The organism is Bdellovibrio bacteriovorus, assembly GCF_025558485.1.
In the GTDB taxonomy this organism is placed as follows: Bacteria; Bdellovibrionota; Bdellovibrionia; order Bdellovibrionales; family Bdellovibrionaceae; genus Bdellovibrio; species Bdellovibrio bacteriovorus_G.
This window is the reverse complement of record NZ_CP102930.1, coordinates 513918-536361: the sequence shown is the minus strand read 5'-3', so window position 1 is coordinate 536361 and position 22444 is coordinate 513918. Positions and strand designations below refer to the sequence as shown.

General features: G+C 48.8%; 26 protein-coding genes. 15 read left to right on the top strand and 11 right to left on the bottom strand.

Annotation, left to right across the window (positions count from 1 at the left end; genetic code table 11):
• Window positions 1-90 precede the first annotated feature (90 nt).
• On the bottom strand, window positions 91-1089 hold the full coding sequence (locus tag EZJ49_RS02755) for a murein L,D-transpeptidase family protein (protein ID WP_262554125.1): 999 nt from the start codon (window positions 1087-1089) through the stop codon (window positions 91-93).
• Window positions 1090-1251: 162 nt separating this feature from the next.
• On the opposite strand from EZJ49_RS02755, the gene fliL reads away from it, so the two are divergent.
• The 3 genes from fliL to EZJ49_RS02740 all read left to right on the top strand — a co-directional run bounded on the left by fliL (window position 1252) and on the right by EZJ49_RS02740 (window position 4701).
• Entirely contained in the window at window positions 1252-1761 is a 510-nt protein-coding gene (gene fliL, locus EZJ49_RS02750; protein ID WP_262554123.1) for a flagellar basal body-associated protein FliL, read from the top strand.
• 118 nt (window positions 1762-1879) lie between these two features.
• Entirely contained in the window at window positions 1880-3280 is a 1401-nt protein-coding gene (locus EZJ49_RS02745) for a M16 family metallopeptidase (RefSeq protein ID WP_262554121.1), read from the top strand.
• A gap of 2 nt (window positions 3281-3282) precedes the next feature.
• Window positions 3283-4701, top strand: coding sequence for a M16 family metallopeptidase (locus tag EZJ49_RS02740; protein ID WP_262554120.1), 1419 nt, complete (start codon window positions 3283-3285; stop codon window positions 4699-4701).
• A gap of 82 nt (window positions 4702-4783) precedes the next feature.
• On the opposite strand, the gene EZJ49_RS02735 is transcribed toward EZJ49_RS02740, so the two are convergent.
• Complete coding sequence (locus EZJ49_RS02735; protein WP_262554119.1) at window positions 4784-5503, bottom strand: hypothetical protein; 720 nt, start codon at window positions 5501-5503, stop codon at window positions 4784-4786.
• A 119-nt stretch (window positions 5504-5622) separates the two neighbouring features.
• Between EZJ49_RS02735 and EZJ49_RS02730 the strand changes: the two genes are divergently transcribed.
• Complete coding sequence (locus tag EZJ49_RS02730; RefSeq protein WP_262554118.1) at window positions 5623-6528, top strand: LysR family transcriptional regulator; 906 nt, start codon at window positions 5623-5625, stop codon at window positions 6526-6528.
• A gap of 73 nt (window positions 6529-6601) precedes the next feature.
• Window positions 6602-8509: a methyl-accepting chemotaxis protein gene (locus tag EZJ49_RS02725; RefSeq protein ID WP_262554116.1), complete on the top strand. Its 1908-nt coding sequence runs from the start codon at window positions 6602-6604 to the stop codon at window positions 8507-8509.
• 5 nt (window positions 8510-8514) lie between these two features.
• Here the strand turns inward: EZJ49_RS02725 and EZJ49_RS02720 are convergent, their stop codons facing one another.
• Window positions 8515-8976 carry a hypothetical protein gene (locus EZJ49_RS02720; RefSeq protein WP_262554114.1) on the bottom strand — a complete coding sequence of 154 codons (462 nt, stop codon included), beginning with the start codon at window positions 8974-8976 and terminating at the stop codon, window positions 8515-8517.
• 79 nt (window positions 8977-9055) lie between these two features.
• Entirely contained in the window at window positions 9056-9322 is a 267-nt protein-coding gene (locus tag EZJ49_RS02715) for a hypothetical protein (RefSeq protein WP_262554112.1), read from the bottom strand.
• A gap of 172 nt (window positions 9323-9494) precedes the next feature.
• Here EZJ49_RS02715 and EZJ49_RS02710 point away from each other — a divergent pair, with 172 nt between their 5' ends.
• From EZJ49_RS02710 to EZJ49_RS02700, 3 genes are read left to right on the top strand one after another with little or no spacing between them, the layout of a single operon-like run.
• On the top strand, window positions 9495-9926 hold the full coding sequence (locus EZJ49_RS02710; RefSeq protein WP_262554111.1) for a hypothetical protein: 432 nt from the start codon (window positions 9495-9497) through the stop codon (window positions 9924-9926).
• 39 nt (window positions 9927-9965) lie between these two features.
• Complete coding sequence (locus tag EZJ49_RS02705) at window positions 9966-10997, top strand: hypothetical protein (RefSeq protein WP_262554109.1); 1032 nt, start codon at window positions 9966-9968, stop codon at window positions 10995-10997.
• Window positions 10994-11386, top strand: a complete 393-nt coding sequence (locus EZJ49_RS02700; RefSeq protein ID WP_262554107.1) for a hypothetical protein — start codon at window positions 10994-10996, stop codon at window positions 11384-11386. Before EZJ49_RS02705 ends, EZJ49_RS02700 begins: the two co-directional genes overlap by 4 nt.
• Here the strand turns inward: EZJ49_RS02700 and EZJ49_RS02695 are convergent.
• The 5 genes from EZJ49_RS02695 to nrdR are packed head-to-tail and all read right to left on the bottom strand — an operon-like array spanning window position 11383 to window position 14208.
• Window positions 11383-12225, bottom strand: coding sequence for a pyruvate, water dikinase regulatory protein (locus EZJ49_RS02695; RefSeq protein ID WP_262554105.1), 843 nt, complete (start codon window positions 12223-12225; stop codon window positions 11383-11385). The genes EZJ49_RS02700 and EZJ49_RS02695 overlap by 4 nt on opposite strands.
• Complete coding sequence (locus tag EZJ49_RS02690) at window positions 12225-12779, bottom strand: GTP cyclohydrolase (protein ID WP_262554103.1); 555 nt, start codon at window positions 12777-12779, stop codon at window positions 12225-12227. Before EZJ49_RS02690 ends, EZJ49_RS02695 begins: the two co-directional genes overlap by 1 nt.
• Window positions 12780-12825: 46 nt before the next feature.
• Window positions 12826-13278 carry a hypothetical protein gene (locus EZJ49_RS02685; protein WP_262554102.1) on the bottom strand — a complete coding sequence of 151 codons (453 nt, stop codon included), beginning with the start codon at window positions 13276-13278 and terminating at the stop codon, window positions 12826-12828.
• Window positions 13278-13685 (bottom strand): transcription antitermination factor NusB, encoded by a 408-nt coding sequence (gene nusB, locus EZJ49_RS02680; RefSeq protein WP_262554100.1) that lies wholly within the window; start codon window positions 13683-13685, stop codon window positions 13278-13280. The genes EZJ49_RS02685 and nusB overlap by 1 nt, the downstream gene beginning before the upstream one ends.
• Complete coding sequence (nrdR, locus tag EZJ49_RS02675) at window positions 13624-14208, bottom strand: transcriptional regulator NrdR (protein WP_011163623.1); 585 nt, start codon at window positions 14206-14208, stop codon at window positions 13624-13626. Before nrdR ends, nusB begins: the two co-directional genes overlap by 62 nt.
• A gap of 147 nt (window positions 14209-14355) precedes the next feature.
• Between nrdR and EZJ49_RS02670 the strand changes: the two genes are divergently transcribed.
• The 4 genes from EZJ49_RS02670 to EZJ49_RS02655 all read left to right on the top strand — a co-directional run bounded on the left by EZJ49_RS02670 (window position 14356) and on the right by EZJ49_RS02655 (window position 17623).
• Entirely contained in the window at window positions 14356-14985 is a 630-nt protein-coding gene (locus EZJ49_RS02670) for a hypothetical protein (RefSeq protein ID WP_262554096.1), read from the top strand.
• Window positions 14982-16172 carry an RsmB/NOP family class I SAM-dependent RNA methyltransferase gene (locus EZJ49_RS02665; RefSeq protein WP_262554095.1) on the top strand — a complete coding sequence of 397 codons (1191 nt, stop codon included), beginning with the start codon at window positions 14982-14984 and terminating at the stop codon, window positions 16170-16172. The genes EZJ49_RS02670 and EZJ49_RS02665 overlap by 4 nt, the downstream gene beginning before the upstream one ends.
• A gap of 62 nt (window positions 16173-16234) precedes the next feature.
• A complete protein-coding gene (locus tag EZJ49_RS02660; RefSeq protein ID WP_262554093.1) occupies window positions 16235-16783 on the top strand; it encodes a hypothetical protein in 549 nt (182 codons plus the stop codon).
• Between the two features lie 99 nt (window positions 16784-16882).
• The gene (locus tag EZJ49_RS02655; protein WP_262554091.1) at window positions 16883-17623 is read left to right on the top strand and encodes a hypothetical protein; all 741 of its coding nucleotides are present in this window, start codon (window positions 16883-16885) and stop codon (window positions 17621-17623) included.
• Between the two features lie 34 nt (window positions 17624-17657).
• On the opposite strand, the gene EZJ49_RS02650 is transcribed toward EZJ49_RS02655, so the two are convergent.
• Window positions 17658-18395, bottom strand: coding sequence for a hypothetical protein (locus EZJ49_RS02650; RefSeq protein WP_262554089.1), 738 nt, complete (start codon window positions 18393-18395; stop codon window positions 17658-17660).
• Between the two features lie 146 nt (window positions 18396-18541).
• Between EZJ49_RS02650 and lgt the strand changes: the two genes are divergently transcribed.
• Both lgt and EZJ49_RS02640 read left to right on the top strand, forming a co-directional pair.
• On the top strand, window positions 18542-19600 hold the full coding sequence (gene lgt, locus EZJ49_RS02645) for a prolipoprotein diacylglyceryl transferase (protein ID WP_262554087.1): 1059 nt from the start codon (window positions 18542-18544) through the stop codon (window positions 19598-19600).
• Between the two features lie 355 nt (window positions 19601-19955).
• Window positions 19956-20573: a hypothetical protein gene (locus EZJ49_RS02640; RefSeq protein WP_262554086.1), complete on the top strand. Its 618-nt coding sequence runs from the start codon at window positions 19956-19958 to the stop codon at window positions 20571-20573.
• A gap of 52 nt (window positions 20574-20625) precedes the next feature.
• Here EZJ49_RS02640 and hisS read toward each other — a convergent pair whose 3' ends face one another.
• Window positions 20626-21876 (bottom strand): histidine--tRNA ligase, encoded by a 1251-nt coding sequence (gene hisS / locus EZJ49_RS02635; RefSeq protein ID WP_262554084.1) that lies wholly within the window; start codon window positions 21874-21876, stop codon window positions 20626-20628.
• 101 nt (window positions 21877-21977) lie between these two features.
• On the opposite strand from hisS, the gene EZJ49_RS02630 reads away from it, so the two are divergent.
• A complete protein-coding gene (locus tag EZJ49_RS02630) occupies window positions 21978-22427 on the top strand; it encodes a DUF3299 domain-containing protein (protein ID WP_262554083.1) in 450 nt (149 codons plus the stop codon).
• Window positions 22428-22444: the final 17 nt, after the last annotated feature.

The window sequence follows — 22444 nt, the reverse complement described above, 5'->3', positions numbered from 1 at the left end:
GACTAAAAAGCACAACCACGATAAATGGTTGTGCTTTTTTTATTCAGGCCTGTGAAATCAGTGAGGGATAAGTACGCGATCCGTCGCGAACTATTGCGTTTTGTTCGAGGATGCTGTCATGGAGTTTTCACGAGCAATCGCCGCCGTGACTTCGTTTTGACTAAATGGCGCCCATTCTTCACGAATGATTTTGAAAGAGTCGCCGGACTTCAAAGCATAGATGGTCTTCACGCCATAATCGACGTGTTTGTCGGACTCATAACGTTGCAGTGTTTTTACCAAAAGCTGATCGTTGTGTTGAACGATGTAGGGCTGGGACAGGTGAACCTTGATGTATTCGTACTTGGATTTCAGGTTCTTCTTATGGCTCATCCAGGAATTGTAGTTAAAGCCCGGAGCCTTAAAGCCAGCATCATAGAAGGACATGTACTTTTCAATGTCCTGATTTTCCCAGGCTTGTCTCCAGCTTTCCACAAAGCTGCTTAATTCCCCGCGGCGCTTGTCATGTTCGTCTTTGCTGACATAATCCACATGATCAAAGATCAGAATCGGGGTTTCGCCCAGTTTGATATAGTCGGCAAGTTTTTTGATAACATCATTGCGAACCACCACGCAGCCGCGGGAACCGCGGGTCAGAGGTACAGAATCAGGGATCGCATGCAGCCAGATACCGGAACCGGTTTTGTTTTCACGCTTGTCGAAAAGGTTCGGGTAGTTGGTGGTGAAGGCCAGGGCACCATAAAGACTGAATGGAATTTTTGGCTGGCTTAAACGTTCTTGCAGGAAGTAAATGCCTTCCGGCGTTTTGTGATCATCACGTTTGGTTTTGTTGCCGCCCATTTTACCAATGTCAGCCGGGTACTCGGTGATTTTTTGAATGAGTTCCCCATTGCGTTCAAAAACAGAAAGCTTGCGCTGTTCTTTATCGACCAGAATGACGTAGCGGGAAAATGCTTCGGTTTCTGAAATCTGCAACAAAGAAGCGGGCAGCAGTTCTTTCTCAATTTGGGATTTGGGCGCGACAACAGGATCTGCCATGGTCGGCAGACTGAGGAAAAGTAAAGCACAGCCCGTGAGGAAACGTCTCATGTTCTTATTATGCCCGAAAAGGTCTTGATCTTGTCAAGTGGCTGTCCTCAGGTGTCCAGAGGTTGGACGTTTTTCGAATAATTTAGTTGTAAATAATGAGGTCTAAGATCTTAAGACCTAAGCCTGTCTCACCGATAAAATCTATGACATAGAGGTTTATACATGGCTGAACAAAAAGAGCAATCGACCGCGAAACCACGTAATATGGCAATGATCTTCCAGGTGGCCTTTGCGGTGCTGAATCTTGCCGTTATGGGTGGTGGGGCCTACATGGTTTACGCCTCGACGATGGGATGGGAAAGTCCCAAGGTGACGGAAGAGGATGCCGAGCGCGAACTGGCCTCCACGGCGAGTGAAGCGGATCTGGCTCCGTTGATCTATACCATGGATAAATTCACTGTGAATCTGGGAGGGGAGCCTAAGCGTACCATCCGTCTGGAAATCAATCTGCAAATGCTGGGCAAAGAAGGTTTTGAAGAGGTGATGGAACCTGAAAACCGCGCCAAAGCTCGCGATCGCATTGTGCGTCTGCTGAATGATAAACTCTTTGCGGATCTGGACAGCATTCAAGGCAAGCTGTTCCTGAAGGACAAGATTGCCGGGGAAGTGAATGGCATTCTTCGTCGTGGTATCGTGAAGGATGTTTTCTTCTCGGACTTCGTCGTTCAGTAATCCGGCCTGTAATATCCTGCCAAAAGTCTTAAAAGTCCTGAAGTTCGTTGTCATCATAGCCCTGCGGTTTCAAACTAGGTGCAGAGTCGTTCTGTATTAACCAACGAAAGAAGCACCTATGAAACGGATTTCAACTTTGCTCTTGGGGCTGGGACTTGCTGTCTCTGCCTACGCCGTCGAACCGTCACCAGCTCCTGCGCCAAAGCAGGATGTGATCGGGACCATCAAAGGATGGACTGAACGCAGCCCGGACCTGAAACTTTCTCTTCCCGTAACTAAATTTGTTCTGGATAACGGACTGACCGTGCTTCTTTTGGAAGATCATGCGGTGCCAATGGTAAGCTATCACACTTGGTATCGTGTGGGCTCCCGCGACGAATCTCCGGGCGTGACCGGGGCGGCACACATGCTTGAACACATGATGTTTAAAGGTGCCAAGAAGTATGACGGCAAATCCTTTGATCGTATCTTCCATGAAAATGGCATTACGAATAATGCCTTCACCACCAATGATTACACCGGCTTTTATGAAAATCTGCCAAGTTCAAAACTGGAGCTGGTGATGGATATGGAAGTGGACCGCATGAGTTCCCTTCTGATCAGTCCGGAAGATCTGAAAAGTGAAAAAGAGGTCGTGAAAGAAGAGCGCCGCTGGCGTGTGGACAACAATCCCATGGGGTTGTTGCGCGAACTGATGATGGGGACACTGTTTAAAGTGCATCCTTACAAGTGGCCCGTGATTGGCTATATGAAAGACATCGAGGCTTATGACTCTGACAAGCTTCGTTACTTCTATAACACCTACTATGTTCCGAATAATGCGGTCCTGGTGGTCGTTGGTGATTTCAAAACATCCACAGTGAAAAACCTGATTGAAAAGTACTATGGCAAATTGCCATCCAAACCTTTGCCGGAAAGAAAATATCCGACAGAGCCAATGCAAAAAGCCCAGCAAAATGCGACTTTGCGCAAAGACGTGCAGAATACATCCTTTGTGGTGGCTTACCAAAGCCCGAAGCAGGGCGATCCGGATATGTATGCCCTGGATCTGGCTGCAAATATTTTGGGTAATGGCAGCTCCAGTCGTTTGCACAAACGTCTGGTGTATCAGAAACAAGTGGCGACTTCCGCATATGCCTACAACTATTCCATGAAAGATCAGGGGATGTTTGCGGTGGGTGTGAACATGAAACCGGGTCTGGGATCGGCAGAGGCGCTGGATCTGGTTTACAATGAAATCTGGAAACTGCGTAATCAGAAAGTCACTCCGCTGGAGCTTGAAAAGGCGAAAACTCAAGTGATGAAGGATTTGGTGGACAGTTTAAAAACCATGGATGGCAAAGCCCGTGCCTTGGCCGTGAATGAAATCGTTAATGGCACCTATGAAAGCCTGTTCACTGATCTGGAAAAATATCAGGCGGTGACGGCGGACGATATCAAGCGTGTCGCGGATAAATACACACAACAAACACAACGATCCATTGTGACCCTTGAACCCAAAGTGAAGAAGGAACAATAGTCATGAGAATATTTATCGCAGCTTTGACGCTTCCTCTTGTATGTTCTGTTCTGGTGGCTTGTTCCAGCTCTTCTAAAAATACCGTGAAACCACCGACAGAAGGCTATGTCACCAGAGGCAATGGCTCTTTCAAATTGCAGCCGTATAAAGAAGTCACTTTGGAAAATGGTCTGAAGGTTTACTTTATTCACGATGCGACTTTGCCCCGGGTCAGTCTGACAATGATGATTAAAACGGGCAGTATGCAGGAAGGTTCCGGCAAGCCGGGCCTGAATGCCTTGACATCTTATCTTCTGGAGCAGGGCACGCAAACCCGCGATGCGCTGAAACTGGCGGATGAATTTGGTCAGTTGGGATCATCTTTGGATATCAGTCCCAGTGCGGATGCAACGACGGTTTATGCGGACTCTTTGACGACCGGATCACAGGCATTGTTGGATTTGTTTTCTGATGTGACCATGAATCCGGCCTTTAAAGATGCGGAAATCGCCCGCATTCGCTCCCAGATGCTGGCGGGCCTGCAAAAGAAGGTCGATAATCCGTCCTCTTTCGCAGATGAAAAAATGGATCACTTTGTCTTTGGCAATCACCCGTATGGCCGTGACACCAATGGCACAACGGAAGGTCTGAAAGGCATCAGTAAGCAGGATGTGATCAAGCACTACCTGACATTCTTCCGTCCGAACAATTCCATGCTGGCTGTGGTGGGTAATTACGATGCCGCTTATGAAAATCGTGTGCAGGAGGTCTTTGGCAAATGGACCAAGCGCACGATTCCGGAAGTCAAAGTGGAAGCTCCGCCGGTGAGTGATTCCCTGCAGGTGAAACTGATTGTGAAAAAAGGTTTGCAGCAAACGCAAATTCGCATCGGTCAGGTGGGGATCAACCGTGCAGATCAGGATTATCTAAGACTGCGTCTGGCGAATGAAACTGTCGGTGGCAGCTTTGCCAGTCGCCTGAACCAAAAAGTCAGGGATGATCTGGGACTGACCTATTCGATCTATTCCTTCTTCGATGTTCGCAAAGAGCGTGGAAGCTACGACATCGTGACCTTCACTAAAAATGAAACCGCCGGAAAGACATTGGACGAAGCACTGAAGGTTCTGAATGATTTCGTGAATACCGGGGCGACAGAAGCTGAAGTGTCTGCCGGTCGCAACCAGCTGATCGGGCAGTTCCCGAGAGCCATCGAAACAGCGGATCGACTGGCTTATAATCTGCTGGCTTTGGATTTTTACGGAATTCCGGTGGATTACCTGACTGACTTTAACAAGAACGTGGGGGCGATCAAGCCAAAGGATGCCAATGCAGCCTTTAAGAAAGCTGTAAACCCTGCGAAGTTCAAGGTTCTGGTATATGGGGATGAAAAGATCATTCCGCAGTTTGAAAAGTACAAACCAGTGATTGAACGAATGAAATAAAAGACAATAGCAGGAATAAATAAAAACCCCACAACTGATCAAGCTGTGGGGTTTTTGTTTTTTAAGCTTTAAGATCTGATTCTTATCTGCGTTTCTTGCGGGCTTTCAGGAAGATGTATGCTCCCAGTGCTGCCAGCAGGATGGCGCCGGCCAGCAGAAGGGTTTTATTATTCCCTTTGCCGCCATCCTCTTCACCCTGAAGCATATCGGCTGGCATTGCAGAACTGATCGGGGCTCCCAGGGTTTCTGAGCCCGGGCGAATCGGGCCCAGTTCCGGTTTCGCCAGAAGGTTTTTGGAGGCGATCACTCGCAAACTCATCACGGCTTTGAAGAAGTCCTGGCTGTACTTTGTGTAGTATTGTTTGTGTGCACTGAATGTGATCAGGATGGCGATTTTATCTTTGATCGTGGCCAGATAGCGTGTGAAATAGTTGGGAACTTCGGACCCCAAATGCAGGGAATCCACCCATGTCTGGTCATTGATCTGGACGCTTTTGGATTTATAGACAATTTTGGACTCGGAGGAACCGCCGCCTTTCAGGGCTATGGAAATAGGGGTGTTCAAGTGAGACTCATAAAGGGCAAAGGTGTCAGTCGGTCCGACTTCTTTGGCGGTCAGGATAATGATGGCTTCTTTGGCTTCCTTGGTTTGTTCACTTCGGCAGACCCATTCGGTTTGCTCCAGATTACATTTCCAGGTTTCCGGCATTTCAAATGCGATGTAAGCATTACGAAAGACTTTTGCATGGGCGCTAAAACTGAGTAGAATAACGGCGAGTGATGCTAACAAACGAAACTTCATGCAGACCTCGGTGCTGTACTGGTTTAAGCTTTTACACTTCGGCTTCACCGAAGTAGGCTGTGCAGTAAGTATAATAACAATTTCCTCTGGGATCAAAGAGCAAAAAAGGGAGATTTCCTGTGAAGAACCTTTATCAGCTGACCACATTCGTGACCGTCATCAGCGAGGGCAGCATGACTGCGGCAGCGGACAAGCTCTATTTGACCCAGCCCGCAGTTTCCCAGCAGATTCGCAACCTGGAGGAAGATCTAGGTGTGGAGCTGCTGGTAAGGGGCGTACGCTCCATTAAAGCCACCCCTCAGGGGGAGGTTCTTTATGAATACGCAAAAAAAATCATTCATCTGACCCAGCAGGCGGAAATCGCCATCAAATCCATCGGCAATCAAATGAAGGGGCAGTTGCGAATTGGGACACTGAACTCTTTGGGGTTGCATGTGATGAGTCCCATTGTGGGACGCTTGATGCGCCATAATCCCGAGCTGACCCTGAAGATTGAATATGATCGTGGCGAAGAGCTGATCAAGGGATATAGAAAAGGTCAGTACGATGTTTTGATTCTGCCTGACACCAAAACTGAGTTTGCGTCCGAGCTTGATGGCAGCGAGCAGCGTTTCCTGTTGAAAGAGGAAATGTGGCTGGTCGGTTCCAGCAAAGACGAAAAGATGCCTCAGCAGATCCTGGTGAAGGACATGGGCGCTTTCCCCTTGGTGGATTTCACCGAGGAGTTCCCCGCGTTTTACAGCGAACTTCACGGCAAGATTCAATCACAAGGGGCCAAGGTCAGCTCTATTTTCGAGTCTTCCAACGTGGGGACTTTAAAGCGTGTGATCGAGGCCGGACTGGGATGGGGCTTTCTGCCGGCTCACTCCATCAAAAAGCAGGTGCGTTCAGGCCGCCTGAATCGTGTGTACGTTAAAGACATGCACTACGAAATTGATCTGATGTTCTATTATAAAAAGAACTCTGACAGCAAGGCCTTGGTCGAGGTCTTCTATCAAACATTGGCCCAACAAGAAAAAGGTTAGACCTTTGTAGGATTCATTTGGGATCACTTTCTTCCGAAAAAAGGTTCAGATTCTTTTCGGGAGAAAGTCTTAAATGAAGAAAAACTATTCTATTCAGGTCAAGTTGGCAGTTCCTATTATTTTGATTGCTTTACTTGTATTGGGAACGATGACCTTTTTGATGGCTCGCAACGGCCATGAAACTGCAAAAAAAGCCGCGACAGATAAAACTGTTGCCACCGCACGGGCCTACGCTGCCGAAATGCGCTTGGATGTCGAGCGGGGCTTGGATATTGCGCGCAACATGGCGCATATTTTGGAGTCATTTAAGAAGCGCAACAACACAGGCCGTTCTCAAGTAGCCGAAGCTCTGCGTGAAATTCTGGAAAAGAATAAATTCCTGATCGGCACCTGGACGGGGTGGGAACCCAATGCCTGGGACGGTAAGGATGCTGACTACGTATCTGTACAAGGTCACGATGCCAGCGGTCGCTTTGTACCTTATCTGAACTGGGAAGGTGGCAAGTCCTCTTTGACTCCGTTGGTGGGTTACGGCAAGGCCGGTGAGGGTGACTATTATCTGGTGCCTCAGGCGCGTGGTAAGGAAACCATGGTTGAACCTTACCTATACCCAATTGACGGTGTTCAGGTGTTGATGACCTCCGCTGTTGTACCTATCTTTGTTGATGGCAAGTTCGTCGGTAACTCCGGTGTGGACCTTCCGTTGAAAGACATCCAAAGCAAAGCCAACGGTGTGAAACCGTTTGAAACTTCCGAAGCTTATCTGGTGACGGCAAATGGCAATTACGTGTCACATCCCGATGAAAAGATGATCACCAAGCCAGCGGATTATCCATTTGAAGTTGAAAAATTCAAAGCGGCCATCAGTAAAGGTGAAGAACTGACGATCACAGGTGTTGATCCAAAAGATCATCAGGAATATCTGTATGTGGTTTCCCCGATGAATCTGGGTAACACGCAAGAACCGTGGGCTTTGATCGTGAGAACGCCCACCAGCACAGTGCTGGCTGAAGCCAGTGCAATGGTGTGGACTCAGGTGGTGATTGCCCTTTCCGGTATCTTCATTCTGCTAGTGGCGGTAATGGTGATTGCGCGTATGATCTCCAATTCTGTCAGTGGTTTGGCGAATAAACTGCAAAGCTCTGGTGATCTGGTATCCTCTGCAATTCATCAGTTGTCCATTGCCGGTCAGTCCTTGTCTGAATCCTCCAGTTCCTCTGCGGCTTCTTTGGAAGAAACCGTCGCGGCTTTGGAAGAAATGACTTCCATGGTGAAAATGAATTCAGACAATGCCAAACAGGCGGCATCCTTGTCGGCACAGTCCTCAGAAACAGCGGTTCAGGGTGAAAAGGAAATGGGCGAGCTGTTGTCCTCCATGAACGAAATTTCTGCGTCTTCCAAGCAGATTGAAGAGATTATCAACGTTATTGACGATATTGCCTTCCAGACGAATCTGCTGGCTTTGAATGCTTCTGTGGAAGCGGCTCGTGCAGGTGAACATGGTAAGGGCTTTGCGGTGGTTGCCGAAGCGGTGCGCACACTGGCGCAACGTTCTGCAAGTGCAGCCAAAGACATCACAGGCTTGATCAAGGAATCTGTGGAAAAAATTGACCGCGGCACGCACAAGGCCGATAAATCCGGCGAGATGTTGAAGAATATTGTAACTTCCGTTAAGAAAGTCGCGGATCTGAACAATGAAATCTCCATGGCCAGCGAAGAGCAGTCCACAGGGATTCAGCAGATTTCCAAAGCGATGAATCAACTGGATCAGTCGGTTCAGTCCAACGCGGCTTCCTCAGAGGAAATCGCAGGAACAGCGCAAGAAATCAATTCTCAGGCAGCGATCATGAAGAATGTGGTGGATGAACTGAATACGGTTGTGTATGGCAGTGGCGAACAGCCGGCTCCAGCCAAGACTCTGACGGCAAAAGCGCCGTCAGAACACGCTGAAATGGATGAAGACGGCTGGAAAGCCGCTTAATAGAACTATTTAAAACGATTGGCGCAGGCTTGTTTCAGAAGATAAGCCTCGCGCCAAGTGTCTGCACTTCGCAAAGCTCCCTTCAAATACCAGTAAATACGCATCTGCTCCATATAGGTTAAATCACAGAATCCTGTATCCACATAGCAACTGACGTGACTGTCCATGGCCATGGTGTGCATATCTTTGCAGCTGGTGCCTTCGGCAACTTCCTGAATGCGGTCCTGTAAACAATAGCGAACATCCTGAAGCCAGATCTGGGACTGAGGTGAAAAACGGACTTCATCATTCAAAAATTTCTGACAGTAAGGATACCCGAAGTTTTGCCAGTAGCCTTTGCGTCCGCAGGCATTTTCGCGCTCTTTACATGCGTAGAAGTCACAGGATTGGTCGCTGGGCACACAGGATGAAGCCGCAGCAGAAAAAGACATCAGAATAGTCAAAATAGCAAGAACCAGACGAGACATAGAGGGCGAAAGTAAAAGCAGAAAGGGGCTGTGTCCAGCCCCTTAAATCCTCTGGGCAAAACTTGCAGGAGTGTCTAAATTAGTGACGCTCGCTGGGGTCATTGGGCTTGGGTGTTTTCACGCAGACATAGCCGCAATGTTCAAAGCAATGCTTGGATTTGCTCCAGCAGTATTTTTTTGAAACTAAAAAACCTTTGGGACAGGTTGGCCGTTCAAACTGAAGGCTCCAGATGGGCTCGATAGTCGCATTTTCAGGAATATCCTGCGCCGAGCTATAGGTCTCCGTCGCCCCGGCGGTGCCGGCAATTGCAAACGAAGTAAGAATCAATAAAAACATTTTTTTCATTGGTGTCTCCTTGGTATTTTTGTGAAAGAGTAGCGGGGGTTGCCGATCACGAGCCATCGCTTTTGTGCGACGGTGCGGGAATACAGGCAAAGTCTTGCAAGGGCATTACACCATTCCAGAAATAGTGGGTAATTTCTCAAGGGCGAGCGCAGTCTGACAAACAGGAGGTTTTATGAAAAGAGCAGTTTTATTTTTTCTGGGGATGATGACTTCCGCACAAGTTTTTGCGGCGGCGGATTCCGTGGCGGTTTTTCATCGCGCTGAAAAAGTGGGTGTTTTGTTGAATGAACGAGCGGCCTATGGTCGTATTCAGCAGTTCATGGATGCCATGGGTGCAGAAAGCCGTTTCCGTTGGTTGACGGCGGATGAAAGTGTGAAAATTGAATGTGCCCGTGAAGATGTCAGAGCCACCTGCACGATTCGCTTCCTGCCTTCTGAAGTTGTGGCGATCCAAGGCCGCAGTGTGAAGGCCTTTGTGGCAACGAATGATTTCCCGCAGATGTTTGAGATGACTTTTGAAAGCTCAATGGAAGACCGCTTTATCCTAAAAGCAGGGCCGGAAGGATTGTGGCTCTGGGCGGGGAAACGCGGCGAGAATCCTTAGTGCGCGCGGCTTAGGTCTGAATCTCAGGATGTTCCGGCAATGAGTCTGGGCAAACATAAAGGGCCATTGGATAATAGATCCATGGCCTTTTTATTTGTCCTTCTCTTATCTTGGAACGTCAGTGCGGGAGAGCCCGACAATTTTTCCGCCCGTCGCGACACCAAAGCAGTTGTCGCTAATGAAGAAATCAACAAGGCAATTAATGCAGTTCTGGATATGAATTTGCAAGAGTTTCCTGCCAGGTTCGGTTGTGACCGGAAAAAGTTTTTGGACTTTGTTCAGGACGATCTGGATCGCAATTTGCCACAAGTGTATAAGGCCGTTTACGTGAACGCACCCATTGCGGGGCCTCGTTCTGCCAAGGAGGTCCCTTACCGTGCGGGTCGTCCTTATACGGACCTTTATTTTTCTCAATCCTATAAGGTGGATATTAACGGTCAGATTTTTTATATCGGCTTGGATAAGATTGATCACTTCTTTGCGCATGGGGCGACTTACTGGGACATGATCGGGCAAGACCCGTTACTTCCCAAAGACAAAGTAAAAAAGGCGTTGGAGGTGGGAGTTATGCAGGAACAAGCCACCTGGGGATTGCAACGCCCCGGAGTGAAGTCCTATGCCGATCTGTCGGCCAACTATCAGGGGCTTTACTTCTGGCGCGATCTTTTTGATGGCAAGCCCGCTATTGCCGTTTGTAAGAATGGGCGCTTTGTTAAGAACCGGGAATTTAAAATCGAGGACTACTTTGTGCCGTCGATGGATGAAACCATCAACTGCAACAGTTATGCGAATCAGGAAATGTATCAGGCGATAAAAAAAGTCACCGACAAATGGGGGCAAAAATGCCCGGCAGTGGATGGCCCTTGCGAGCAGATGAAATCCAAAAACGGCGATTTTGCTTCTTTGCTTTTGCACCCGCGTTGTCTGGGGACCGGAACTTCTCAGGTGGAAAAGGCTTCGGCCATGACCACCAAGGACGTCGTCGATACTGCTCAGGCCGTTATGGGGGGCGGAGCCAACTATCTGCTCTTTAAACTGTTTGGTGAAAAGAAAGGTCAGGGTGTGCGATGAGACTTCTTGCCGTGCTGGCCATTGTTACTGTCAGTTTCAGTGTGATGCGGGCACAAGCTTCGTTGAGCGAGGCCAACAAGGTCTGGAAAGAATTCAGAGCTTGTTCCAAGCGAACTCCGCAGGATGTTTTTACCTCCTGTGCCAGTGGGTATCTGGCCTCGGGCTTGGTCGCACCCGAGAAGAATCAGTTGTTGCAGCTTTTGGATATTGGGTACGAGTTTACCGGATTGCAGGACTGCACCGGGCAAAATAAAATTCAGCCAACTAAAATAAAGTCCGAGTTCTACTGCATGGAACTTAAAGGCAAAAAAAAGAATGGCGAAGGCTATGTGGCTTTTGTTAAAGAAATGGATGGCTTGAAAATCCAAACCATCAAATTCAAGTACTAGAAGATCACACTGTCCGGCAGGCCCAGTCGGGCGGCGATAATACGCACGATTTCACTGGCTGTTTCTTCCAGCGCACGTTCGGTGACGTTGAACACCGGCCAGCGTCTGTTCACTTTAAAGATTTTTTCTGCATATTCGATCTCTTTGGCGATGTGAGACATCGACGCGTAAGATCCGCCTGGGTCCTGACCGAACTTTTCCAGACGGCTTTTGCGGATTCTTTGCAGGGAATCCATATCAATGATCAATCCCACAATGCGACGCTGATCTATTTTGAAAAGCTCTTCTGGCAGGGGTGTGTCCAGCACCAAGGGCACGTTGGCAACCTTCCAGCCTTTATGGCTCAGGAAAATTGAAAGAGGTGTTTTGCTGGTGCGGGAAATCCCGACCAAAACGATGTCAGCCTTGTCCAGTTCTGCAAACGTTTTTCCGTCATCGTGTTTAACGGTGTATTCAATCGCCTCAATGCGCTTGAAATATCTTTCATCCACGGCACGCAATGCGCCGACGGCGTCTTCAGAATGTTGTCCAAAGAAAGTGTCCAGTGTGGAAAGCAAAGGCCCCAGAAGATCAAAGTAAGGAATACCTTTTCCCGAAGCCATTTCGCGGATCTTGGTGCGCAAACCCTGACTGGCCACAGTGTAGGCCAGCATTCCACGACGCTCGAAACATTCTTCGATGACGGCTTCAGCCTGTGCTTCGGTGCGCACGTTTTTACAGCGGATGATATTGACGTCTTTGGTGGTGTACTGAACCAGCGCCGCACGGATCATGGTGGCGGCGGTTTCACCGGTACTGTCTGAAAGAATATAAATGGTGTAAGTTTGGGGGTCCGTCATTAGTCAGCAAGTCCGTTGATCAGCGCTTTACGAACATTTTCGATATGCTCTTTCAACCAAAGATCGGCCATGCCTGAAAACAGCAGGAACGCAAAATCAGGGCTGGCTTTGATCAACAGACAGGAGGTTTTGTTTTCGGGGTCCAGATGCTGCATTTGCAGTTTACCCAGCATCTGTTCTGAATTGGTGGTCAAAACCGAAAGCATGTTCATCGGTGGCAGACGCAAGACCGCTTTGGAATTGTTTTTCAAAAGCTGAGTGGCACCTTTATGGAAGTAAGCCTGCGCTTTCCATTGTGCATCGTTGTTCTCCAGAAGAACTCCGGCGTCAAACAGCATTGCCAGACGGGAAAATACCACAATCGCACGGTCGATATGATCTTCAGGAAGTCCTAAAGAAAGACCGCGCACCAGTGAAAGATCGCGGGATGGTTCAAAGTGGGCAGTGCGTTCGCTGGCTTCAACCTTGGCTTCAAAATCATTATCCAGAACGGATTCCAAACGCTTTTGCAGATTTGTGATTTTTGACACGATTGTTTGCGACAGTTTTTCCATGACGTTCTCCCACGCTGATCATTTTATTCTGGGGAGAAACACGCACTTAATCAAGTACGACAGTGAATTCCTGTGAAGGATGATGGGCCTGCCACGCGATCTGCAGGTTCCCGGTACTTTGTCCAGGTGGCAGGAAAATGCGCAAGGTGGGCTCTTTCAGGTTTTTCCAGATGCCAAAGACTTCCGCCGTCCATGCTGTCAGGTCCCCATTCCACGGAAGAACCACGACCCATTTATTCGGCAGCAGTTTTTCAGAGGCGATCATCAGCGGAGCCGAGGATGCAGAGGGCTTTAGCGGGGATTCCAGCTCCGCCTCGTGCACAACAGATTCGACGAACTCTGGCAAAGTCGGGTTGTGGTGGCGGGAGGATTTACAGACTTGGAAATTCAGATACCAGTCCAGCTTGGCTGTCCAGGGTGACTTTTCCAGATCAGGCACAATCCACAGGTCAGAACCCGGATTCAGTGCACTGGCCTGGGAAAGTACGCTGAGTGCCATTAGTGAGCCTTACCGACTTGATCCAAAAGGCCGTTAACGAAGCTGCCGGAATCAGAGGTGCCGTATTTCTTGGCAATTTCAACGGCTTCATTGATGGCGATGTTTTCTTTGATTGGTTCAGAGGCAAAACGCATTTCATAAACTGCGATACGCAGGATATTGCGATCAATCGTCGCCATGCGCTCAACTTTCCAGTGAGCACTGGAGGCTTGAATTTTGGAATCAATGGCGGATTTCTGCGCCTGAACACCAGTCACGAGAAGATCGGCGTAGGAAATCACTTCGGGGTCAAGACTCTGCTCAAACACTTCAAGGAAGGTTTGGTAGCTGATCTGCGGAGCAAACTCAGTTTGAAAGAGGACCTGGAGGGCGAGTTCGCGGGCTTGGCGTCTTGCTGTCAGTTTCATGATTGGTACTTTTCTCGCTTTCAACAAATGTCATCGCTGTGAGGCTTAATTGTGGATTACTTGCATCGACAAAATCAAGAAGTTCGGCGTCTTCCAGAGTCTCCACAAATTCCTGAACGTCTTTGAACGTTCTATATACACTTGCAAAGCGAATATAGGCAACGTCATCAAGTTGTTTTAATTCAGCCATCACTTTTTTGCCGATCAGACGGGAAGAGATCTCGGATTCGCCACGGTTGATAACCCAGGCAGAGATTTTTTCCACCACAGCATCAATCTGTGCCAGACTGACCGGACGCTTTTGGCAGGAGGCTTGAAGGCCTTTCAGGATTTTTTCTTTGCTGAACGGTTCGCGGCGTCCATCTTTTTTGATGATGAACGGGAATGCGAGCATGATCGTTTCCACTGTCGAGAAACGGGCTTTGCACTCGAGGCACTCACGACGGCGGCGGATGCTTCCGTCCTTCTGCACTCGGGTATCCAAAACTCTGTCATCAGCATGTCCGCAAAATGGGCATTTCATAGTCTTTAGTCCCGCTTAAAAGCTAGCCGGAGATTAGGGAGCCAGCCCTCGTGAGTCAACGGGTCCAGCGCCTTTGTCTTGATGCGTTATGGACCTTCCTTGGCAGGCTAAAAGCTGGATAGAATAGAGGGCAGAATTGAGGTGCGTGTGAAGACTTTTCTAGCGTTGATTTTGCCCTTGTTTGTAGCTTCTGTGGCCACAGCTCAAGATTCCCAGCCGGTAGTTGGACGTGATGCTGCTGCCAAATACTTCCAGCCCCGTGATCCGGCGCAGTCTTATGGCAATTCTGTCCGAGGCACTTCTGATCATTATCTGGCTTTGCACTTTGGCCGCTATATGGCATCGCAATCCTATGACTGGGGTAAGAATGGTCAGGAAGACGATGCGGGGAAAAACCAGTTCGGCGTCACTTATCGAGTGGGCGAGTGGTACAACTCCATGGATCTGGCGTTGCGCATGGATTATTCCGAATTCGATCTGGCGGATGAAAACCCGACGAAGCTGTCGTTCATGCCTTTGATCACCTTCCCGGATGCGTCCTCACGTTTTCCACTTTATTTCGGTGCGGGGCTGGGATTGGGTGTGTTCTTTAAGCAGGCCTCTGGAAAATCTGCACTGTCTTTGGACTATCAGCTGATCGCAGGGGCTCGTTTCTTTGATATCTTTGAAAATACTGGATTCTTCATCGAAGCTGGTTTAAAAAACCACCTTCTTATTCTGTCCTCCGGGCAGTTCAACGGAACCTTTTTGGCCACTGGCTTGGTATTTACATTTTGAAAATTCATAAACATCTCGTATCCGAAATCGTTACTGCTCTTGATGAAGTCTTTGAACAGGGCTTCTATGCAGACAAAGTCATTCAACGCCACCTGAAGGCCAACACCCGTTGGGGTTCCCGTGACCGTCGTTTCTTTGCGGAATCAGTTTACGAAATCGTGCGCTGGGAACGTTTGCTTAGCCATATGGCTGACGACAACGATCTTTGGAAAGTGTGGGGCGCCTATTGGGTGCGCGGCGGGAACGAACTGCCGGATTGGGAAGAACTTGACGGTCTGAATCCCGCCGAAGTGATTGCACGTGAAAAGAATGTTTCTTCCTTCGCGGTGGCCCAGAGTATTCCCGACTGGATGCACGAACGCGGCACCCAGGAACTGGGGGCTGAGTGGAAAGATGCCATGCGCGCGTTGAACAAGCCGGCCGAGGTTTTCCTGCGCACCAACACTTTGAAGACCACTCCTGACGAACTGATCAAAACTTTGGAAGAAGCCGGTATCAATGCCACGAAAGTGTCGCCGGATCTGCCAAATGCTTTGCGTTTGGTGGAACGCAAGAATGTGTTCATCACCGAACCTTTCAAAAAAGGTTTGTTCGAGGTTCAAGATGCAGCGTCGCAAATGGTGGCGCCACTTTTGGGTGTTGAGCCCGGTCACCGTGTGATTGATGCCTGCGCCGGAGCCGGAGGGAAAAGTCTGCATCTGGCGTCCATGATGAAGAACAAAGGCAAGATCATTTCTTTGGACATTCACGAATGGAAATTGCAAGAGCTGAAAGTGCGTGCGCGCCGTGATGGTGTGGACGTGATTGAAACACGTCTGATTGATTCCAACAAAGTGATCAAGCGTTTGTACGACACTGCGGACCGTTTGTTGCTGGATGTGCCGTGTTCAGGAATGGGTGTTTTGCGCCGCAACCCTGACAGTAAATGGAAGTTGAGCAATGACGAAATCGACCGTCTGCACGGTCTTCAGTACGAAATTCTGACGGGCTATTGCAAGATGACCAAAAAAGGCGGGCAGATGGTGTATGCCACTTGCAGCCTGTTCCCGAGCGAAAATGAAAAGCAGATTGAAAAGTTCATGAGCGAACACGGTTCCGACTGGACTTTGCTCAAGCAGATTCATGTGCGCCCGGATAAAGAGGGCTACGACGGCTTCTATGCCGCCCTTCTTCAACGTAATAAATAACCGGACCTCTCTGGACCCTGACTGGCCTTGGGGTCCTAACTACTTTCGCCGATAAAAAGGCTGTGAAGAAACTTTTACCGCTGCTTTTTTTAATCGTCTCAAGCACTGCCCAGGCCGGTTTTTTACTGGAAGTGGGCGGCACCTATATGGCAGATACTCTTTCCACCTCAGAAACTCGGACCTCCACAAAGTATTTTTATAATCTTGGCGCGCTTTTCAGTTTGAAAAAGAATATCTGGGGAGGCTGGAACTATTCCGGCATTTCCCATACCGACAAGGACACGGCAACAACCACCTACAGTTCGGTGGACACGGGGCCTTACCTGAAATGGCAGTTTGGGCGTAACCAGCTTTATAGTCTGAGCATGGCCTATAATATCCTTAGCAAGGGGCAGTTTTCCGATGGCACAACTACAGAGGAGTGGACTGGCACCAGCATGTGGTTTCAGTTCGGGGTGATGCCTGAGGTGCGGGAGGGGCTTCATCTGGGAGCCTCGCTTAATTACTATCTTGCAACATATTCCAAGAAGACTGTTTCCGGGGTTGAGTCGAACGACTCCAACTCGAAATCCTGGATTTTCCCTATGCTTACGCTCACTAAGCAGTGGTGATGCGTTGCAAAAGATTAAATAGTTAGCAGTTGGACTTTTTCATTTGAAAGCTCGTATTTGCCTTGGTATGACCCCTGCCAACGAAACAAGGGGGTCCAAATGATTCGTTCTCTAATCGCAGCGGCGTTGACACTGGGTATGGCGTCTTCCGCTTTTGCTACTGATAAAGCTTACTTTGAAATCAAAAAAGTCACAGTTCGTGACGTGACTGAGCAGTATCCGCAAATGGATACGTTTGCAAAAGGTGCAAACGGTTTGTCTCAGGATTGCAACTCTCAACGTCCATTGCGCGTGAAATTCGCTGGCGAAAACGAAATCGCTAACGAAGTGAATCCATTGAACGCAATCGAGTTGATCGTGGATCAAATCATCAACATCGGTAAAAAAATCTTCGCAGTTATCAACGCGGGTAAATCTGTTGTTAACTTGAAAATGGACACTGCAAATGCTCTTCCAGCTGGTTTGACTTGCTGGTCTGACCTTCACGGTTGGAACATTCCTCAGTCCAAAGTTTACAACGTTGTTTATGAAAATGGTTTCGGCATGGCTGTTGTCGATTTCTCTTACCGTGTAACTTACACTGCGGGTGGTTCTGCTGATGGTGTTGGTAAATACATCACTAACGCGACCTTCATGCCAGCGAACCTTTCTGTTGCCTGGGGTTTCAACTTCGACGCAACTGCGGTTATCCCATCTGTATTCAACACAGGTTCAAAACGTGATCCTGTAGCGGGTATGCAAATGAACATGGAGTGGAAAGCCACTTCTCCAATGGCATACGAACAAGCCACTGAGTCTTACTTCGTAAGCGGCGAAAACAAATTGATTCAGTTGGATTAATAAAAAAGGGCCCCATAAGGGCCCTTTCGTCTTCTTAGAAGAAGATCTTGATTCCTGACCTGATCCCTGTGCGATCGGTGACCGTGTCATCCGTCGCAGCAGGGATTTTTGTTTTCTGGCTCTCCTTAAACCAGCTTCCGAAGATCCGGATGGCTTTGAAGTCTATGAAAAGCCCGGCTTCGGCACGATTCCCTTCGACATCTCCTAAATCATCCGTGGAGGTGGGAAGGAAATAACGATATTTCCCGTCGATTCCGAAATACTTGGTTAAATATACCTGTAATGAAACTTGTCCAAACTGCTGGGACAGGCGGTCTCCGGCCCCTTCGCGTGTACGCAGACCATAATGAATGGTAAAGGCCGTGTTCTGGATAGAGTTCCCCAGCAGGCGGATATTAAGCATTCCGCCAAGATCGCTGAAGTCCTCTTCCGTGTTGTTTTCATATTCCGCTGTCAGACCCACAAACTGCGCATAGGCTGACACCTCACCACTGTACGAGACATGAGATTCACTCGTGCCCGAACCTTCCACTTCTGTTTTGAAGGAATTGTAGGTTCCTCCCAGAGCGAACTCATAGGGGGAAGGCGAATTAACCGACAGCCACATGTCCATCATGCGGTTGCGGTTTTTGGTCTCCATCCATTCAGACAGAGACCAGCGGCCTTTTTCCCGGGCGGCAGCGCGCTTGGTGAAATCAATTCCGCTGCCCCAGCGACTGGCACTTTGTGCCTCGGCCAGGGACGCGGCCAAAATAATGCAGAGTAGAAGCACAGATGAAAACCTAGACATACCCCTATTTTCTCGCTTTTATGGTCCCAGGTCCATAGAGCGTCTCAAATCGGGCAGGTCACGAAGTCGTGAGTGCATCACTTTGCGACGAGGGCTACGAATTAGTTTTACAAAAAGAAGGATATCCTGTGGTTCATGATTTCGATCCCTTTGCATTAAGAATTTCCGGCGACTTTGGTGTTCGTTGGTATGGTTTGTCTTACATGATGGGCTTTATCTGCGCCTATCTGCTGATCACCTGGTTGGTACGCAGACAGCGTGCGGGGATGACAGCGCAGATGGTGGGTGACTTTATCACATATGCGGCGATCGGAACTTTGGTGGGTGGTCGTTTGGGTTATGTGCTTTTCTATGGCCCGGATCTTTTCCTGAAATTCAAAGGCACGTTCCCGTTTTGGGGTGTGCTTGCTGTGAATGAAGGCGGTATGGCCAGTCACGGTGGAATGATCGGTATCGTGATCGCGTGCTGGTTGTATGCGCGCAAGTATTCCGTGAACACTCTTTATCTTTTTGATTTGGTGGCGGTCAGTGGTCCTGTCGGTGTGTTCTTTGGTCGTATTGCGAATTTCATTAATGGTGAACTGGTGGGGCGTCCCTGTGACCCGACTTATCCGTTGGCTGTGAAGTTCCCGCAAGACATCACAAGCTGGCCTTCACAGGAAGCCAGCAAGTTGTCCGAACTGGTGCCAGTGGTGGAAAAAATCGGTGTGGGTCGCGAGCAGTGGCTGGAACTGGTGGACAAATTCCGCTTTGACGTAAGTGCGCGCGAACAGCTTTATTCCGTGTTAAATAATGTGATCGAAGCCATTCAAAACGGCAACACCGCTGCGAAAGAGGCGATTGCGCCTTTATTGACCCCGCGCTATCCATCGCAGTTATTTGCGGCTGTGGGCGAGGGCTTGGTGATCTTCCTGTTCCTGTTCTTCTTGTGGAGAAAACCACGCAAGCCGGGCTTTATCGCTGCGTGCTTTATTTTGATCTATGCCGTGGTGCGTGTGGTGGATGAACACTTCCGTATGCCGGATGCGCATATCGGTTTCCAGGCTTTGGGGCTGACGCGTGGGCAGTGGCTCAGTGTTGCGATGTTCGCTGTTGGTTTGATCATGATGTTTGTCTGGACACGGGCAAGTTCTTTGAAGATCTCGGGCTGGAACAAAGGGCATTCGATCAAGTTGAATCGTAAGTAGTTTTGAAAAAGCCACCGTCGGGTGGCTTTTTTGTTTTTGTCTTCCCAAGAGGTGCCCTGTGATGCCTGTAATGACAGAAAAAAATGATATTAAAATTGTCGGTATCGAAGTTCGCACTAGCAACAAAGCTGAAATGAGCGAAGCTGGTATTATGCGAGCGATGTGAATGGCGAGTATTCTTTTGTGTTGGGAAAACAGGTGAATTCTTTCGATGCTGTTTCCGCCGGATTGGTGTCAAAAGTTCTGCCTGCCTCCAGATATCAGGTTGAGATCTTTATTTCCATCAAATAGACCTGCTAAAGGACTTTTCAGGTCTGGTCTTTCGCGGTAGCCTTTTTGACAAGGAGATATCACCATGATCATCAGACTTGTCGTGTTCGTGCTTTTATTGGGCGGGCTTTCATTGGGGCCGTCGCAGGCTTGGGCTTTGGATTTTGATAAAGACGAGGGGATGTCCCGGGAAACTCTGGCGACATCCCTGAAAAAGAACACACGCCTTTCGCAGGAACAGATTGATCAACTGATTGTGCTTTTGCAACAGCAGTTCAATGTCGATCCTGGCCAGAAGATTCCGATCAAAGGTTATCTCTATGCGCATGGCATGAACGGGGCTCTTTTGATGGACCATGATGTGTGGGCCTTTGATGCCGCTTTCCTGGTGCCGGGAACTGACGAAGTGGTGCGCATCCCCGAAATGTATCTGTGCGATTTTAAAAACGGTGGCTTGAAGTTTGAGATCGCATACAAGTGGATGTTCAGCTTCATTCCCAGCGGGGTGAATATCAGTGAACTCAACGGCGCCGTTTACGGTCGGGGAGTGGGTGTGGTGGCGGAAGCGTTTCTGGGACTGGAAGGTTCCTGGCTGCCGGCTCAGAACAGGGTGAATGATCTGTTCCATGTCGCTGTAAAGCTGGGCTTCGGGGGCGGGATCGTTTTCCCAAAAATGGAATTCAAACTGCGAAATATTCAGTAAGAAAGAATAAAAAAACCCGCTTCAGAAAAGCGGGTTTTTTGTTTTTCAAGCTCTAAATTGAAAACGAAAAGGTTTTCAGTTCTTCGCGTGAAATCTCTTTTTGTTCGCCGGTGGTGAAGTTCTTCACCGTCACTGTTTTATTGGTGACTTCGTTGCCACCCAAAATCAAAGCATAGTGAGCCCCGGCTTTATTGGCCTTTTGCATTTTCTTGCCCATTTTTCCAGACAGGAAGTTTTCAGCTTTCAGGCCACGGCTGCGGATTTCATGTGCGACCTTGACACTTTCATCCTCGCCCTGATCGTCAGCGCCGATAATGGCCACCAGCACTTCAGGTTTCACGGCAAGCTCTTTAGGCACCAGATCCGCCAGGCGATCAATGCCCGCGGCCCAGCCCACGCCCGGGGTTTTCGGTCCGCCCATGGTTTCAATCAAACCATCGTAACGGCCACCGGCTAAAACAGTGCCTTGGGCACCCAGTTTGGAGGTCGTGAATTCAAACACCGTGTGGCAGTAGTAATCCAGTCCGCGCACCAGATGATTGTTCACTTTGTAAGGGATGCCGAGTTTTTCAATCCCCGCCAAAACTTTGGCGAAGAAATCCTGTGATGTCTGGTTCAGAGATTGTTCCAACTTGGGGGCATTGGCATTCAGCTTTTTGTCGCCTTCATCCTTGGAATCTAAAATGCGCAACGGATTTTTTTCCAGACGCATTTTGCTGTCTTCAGAAAGCTGGTCTTTGTGGGCTGTAAAGTACTGAACAAGAGTGTCGCGGTAAGCCGCACGGCTTTCTGCATCACCCAAAGTGTTGATTTCCAGGGTGCAGTCTGCAGAAATGCCGATTTGCTTCAGCAGATCCCACGCCAGAGCAATGCATTCCACATCGGCCAAAGGGGATTCATAACCTAAACACTCTGCGCCCAATTGGTAAAATTGACGATAACGTCCTTTTTGTGGTCGTTCATAACGGAACATCGGGCCGGAATAATAGAATTTCAGAGGAAGATTCTGCATCATGCCTTCTGAAATAAAAGAGCGAGCCACACCCGCAGTGCCTTCGGGACGCAGGGTCAATTTTTCACCACCGCGATCTGTAAAATCATAAGTCTCTTTATTCACAACATCGGAAGTTTCACCCAAAGTGCGGTGAAAAACGTCAGAAAACTCAAAAATCGGGGTTTCAATCTCTCCATAACCGTACAGAAGTGCCTTTTTATAGGCTGATTCTTCGACAAAACGGAAAAGAAGATTGTCTTCAGGAAGAAGGTCACGAGTGCCGCGGACACTTTGAATTTTGTTGCTCATAGAATTGGCCCTTTTTTGACTAACAAGTCTTCGTTATAGCAGAGGCTCGGGCACTGCGCAAAGCTATTGCATTTAAAGAGGGCTGAGTCTTTAATGGATATATGAAGAAGTGGGTTTTAGCAGGCATTTTCATTTTGGTGGCCGTGACGGCGGCGGTTGTTTATCAACTGGCGGGTTCCGGCGGAGCTGTTTTAAACGGCGTCGAAGTGGACTGGCGTCTGCTGGGTGAAATGGATTACATCACTGGAAAGTCGTCTTCAGAGCTTAAAGCACTGGACGGCAAGATCGTGAAGATTCCGGGGTTCATGGTTCCTTTAGAGGACAACCAAAAGGAAGTCGTGGAGTTTCTGTTGGTGCCCAGCCCGCAGGCCTGCATCCACGTTCCGCCGCCACCACCGAATCAGATGGTCTATGTGAAAATGAAAAAAGGAACCGATGCAGCAATTGGTCCGATCTGGGTTCATGGAACTTTGAATTTAGTCACTAAGAAATCTATGTACGGGGATGCGTCCTTCGAACTGGTCGGAGAGGCCATCGAACCGTATAAATAACTCTCTAGGAGGTCTTT

Bases quoted from the DNA above. Each gene is read 5' to 3' on its own strand.
- EZJ49_RS02755 (WP_262554125.1), bottom strand. From the start codon at position 1,089: ATGAGACGTTTCCTCACGGGCTGTGCTTTACTTTTCCTCAGTCTGCCG.
- fliL (WP_262554123.1), top strand. From the start codon at position 1,252: ATGGCTGAACAAAAAGAGCAATCGACCGCGAAACCACGTAATATGGCA.
- EZJ49_RS02745 (WP_262554121.1), top strand. From the start codon at position 1,880: ATGAAACGGATTTCAACTTTGCTCTTGGGGCTGGGACTTGCTGTCTCT.
- EZJ49_RS02740 (WP_262554120.1), top strand. From the start codon at position 3,283: ATGAGAATATTTATCGCAGCTTTGACGCTTCCTCTTGTATGTTCTGTT.
- EZJ49_RS02735 (WP_262554119.1), bottom strand. From the start codon at position 5,503: ATGAAGTTTCGTTTGTTAGCATCACTCGCCGTTATTCTACTCAGTTTT.
- EZJ49_RS02725 (WP_262554116.1), top strand. From the start codon at position 6,602: ATGAAGAAAAACTATTCTATTCAGGTCAAGTTGGCAGTTCCTATTATT.
- EZJ49_RS02720 (WP_262554114.1), bottom strand. From the start codon at position 8,976: ATGTCTCGTCTGGTTCTTGCTATTTTGACTATTCTGATGTCTTTTTCT.
- EZJ49_RS02715 (WP_262554112.1), bottom strand. From the start codon at position 9,322: ATGAAAAAAATGTTTTTATTGATTCTTACTTCGTTTGCAATTGCCGGC.
- EZJ49_RS02710 (WP_262554111.1), top strand. From the start codon at position 9,495: ATGAAAAGAGCAGTTTTATTTTTTCTGGGGATGATGACTTCCGCACAA.
- EZJ49_RS02705 (WP_262554109.1), top strand. From the start codon at position 9,966: ATGAGTCTGGGCAAACATAAAGGGCCATTGGATAATAGATCCATGGCC.
- EZJ49_RS02700 (WP_262554107.1), top strand. From the start codon at position 10,994: ATGAGACTTCTTGCCGTGCTGGCCATTGTTACTGTCAGTTTCAGTGTG.
- EZJ49_RS02695 (WP_262554105.1), bottom strand. From the start codon at position 12,225: ATGACGGACCCCCAAACTTACACCATTTATATTCTTTCAGACAGTACC.
- EZJ49_RS02690 (WP_262554103.1), bottom strand. From the start codon at position 12,779: ATGGAAAAACTGTCGCAAACAATCGTGTCAAAAATCACAAATCTGCAA.
- EZJ49_RS02685 (WP_262554102.1), bottom strand. From the start codon at position 13,278: ATGGCACTCAGCGTACTTTCCCAGGCCAGTGCACTGAATCCGGGTTCT.
- nusB (WP_262554100.1), bottom strand. From the start codon at position 13,685: ATGAAACTGACAGCAAGACGCCAAGCCCGCGAACTCGCCCTCCAGGTC.
- nrdR (WP_011163623.1), bottom strand. From the start codon at position 14,208: ATGAAATGCCCATTTTGCGGACATGCTGATGACAGAGTTTTGGATACC.
- EZJ49_RS02655 (WP_262554091.1), top strand. From the start codon at position 16,883: ATGATTCGTTCTCTAATCGCAGCGGCGTTGACACTGGGTATGGCGTCT.
- EZJ49_RS02640 (WP_262554086.1), top strand. From the start codon at position 19,956: ATGATCATCAGACTTGTCGTGTTCGTGCTTTTATTGGGCGGGCTTTCA.
- hisS (WP_262554084.1), bottom strand. From the start codon at position 21,876: ATGAGCAACAAAATTCAAAGTGTCCGCGGCACTCGTGACCTTCTTCCT.
- EZJ49_RS02630 (WP_262554083.1), top strand. From the start codon at position 21,978: ATGAAGAAGTGGGTTTTAGCAGGCATTTTCATTTTGGTGGCCGTGACG.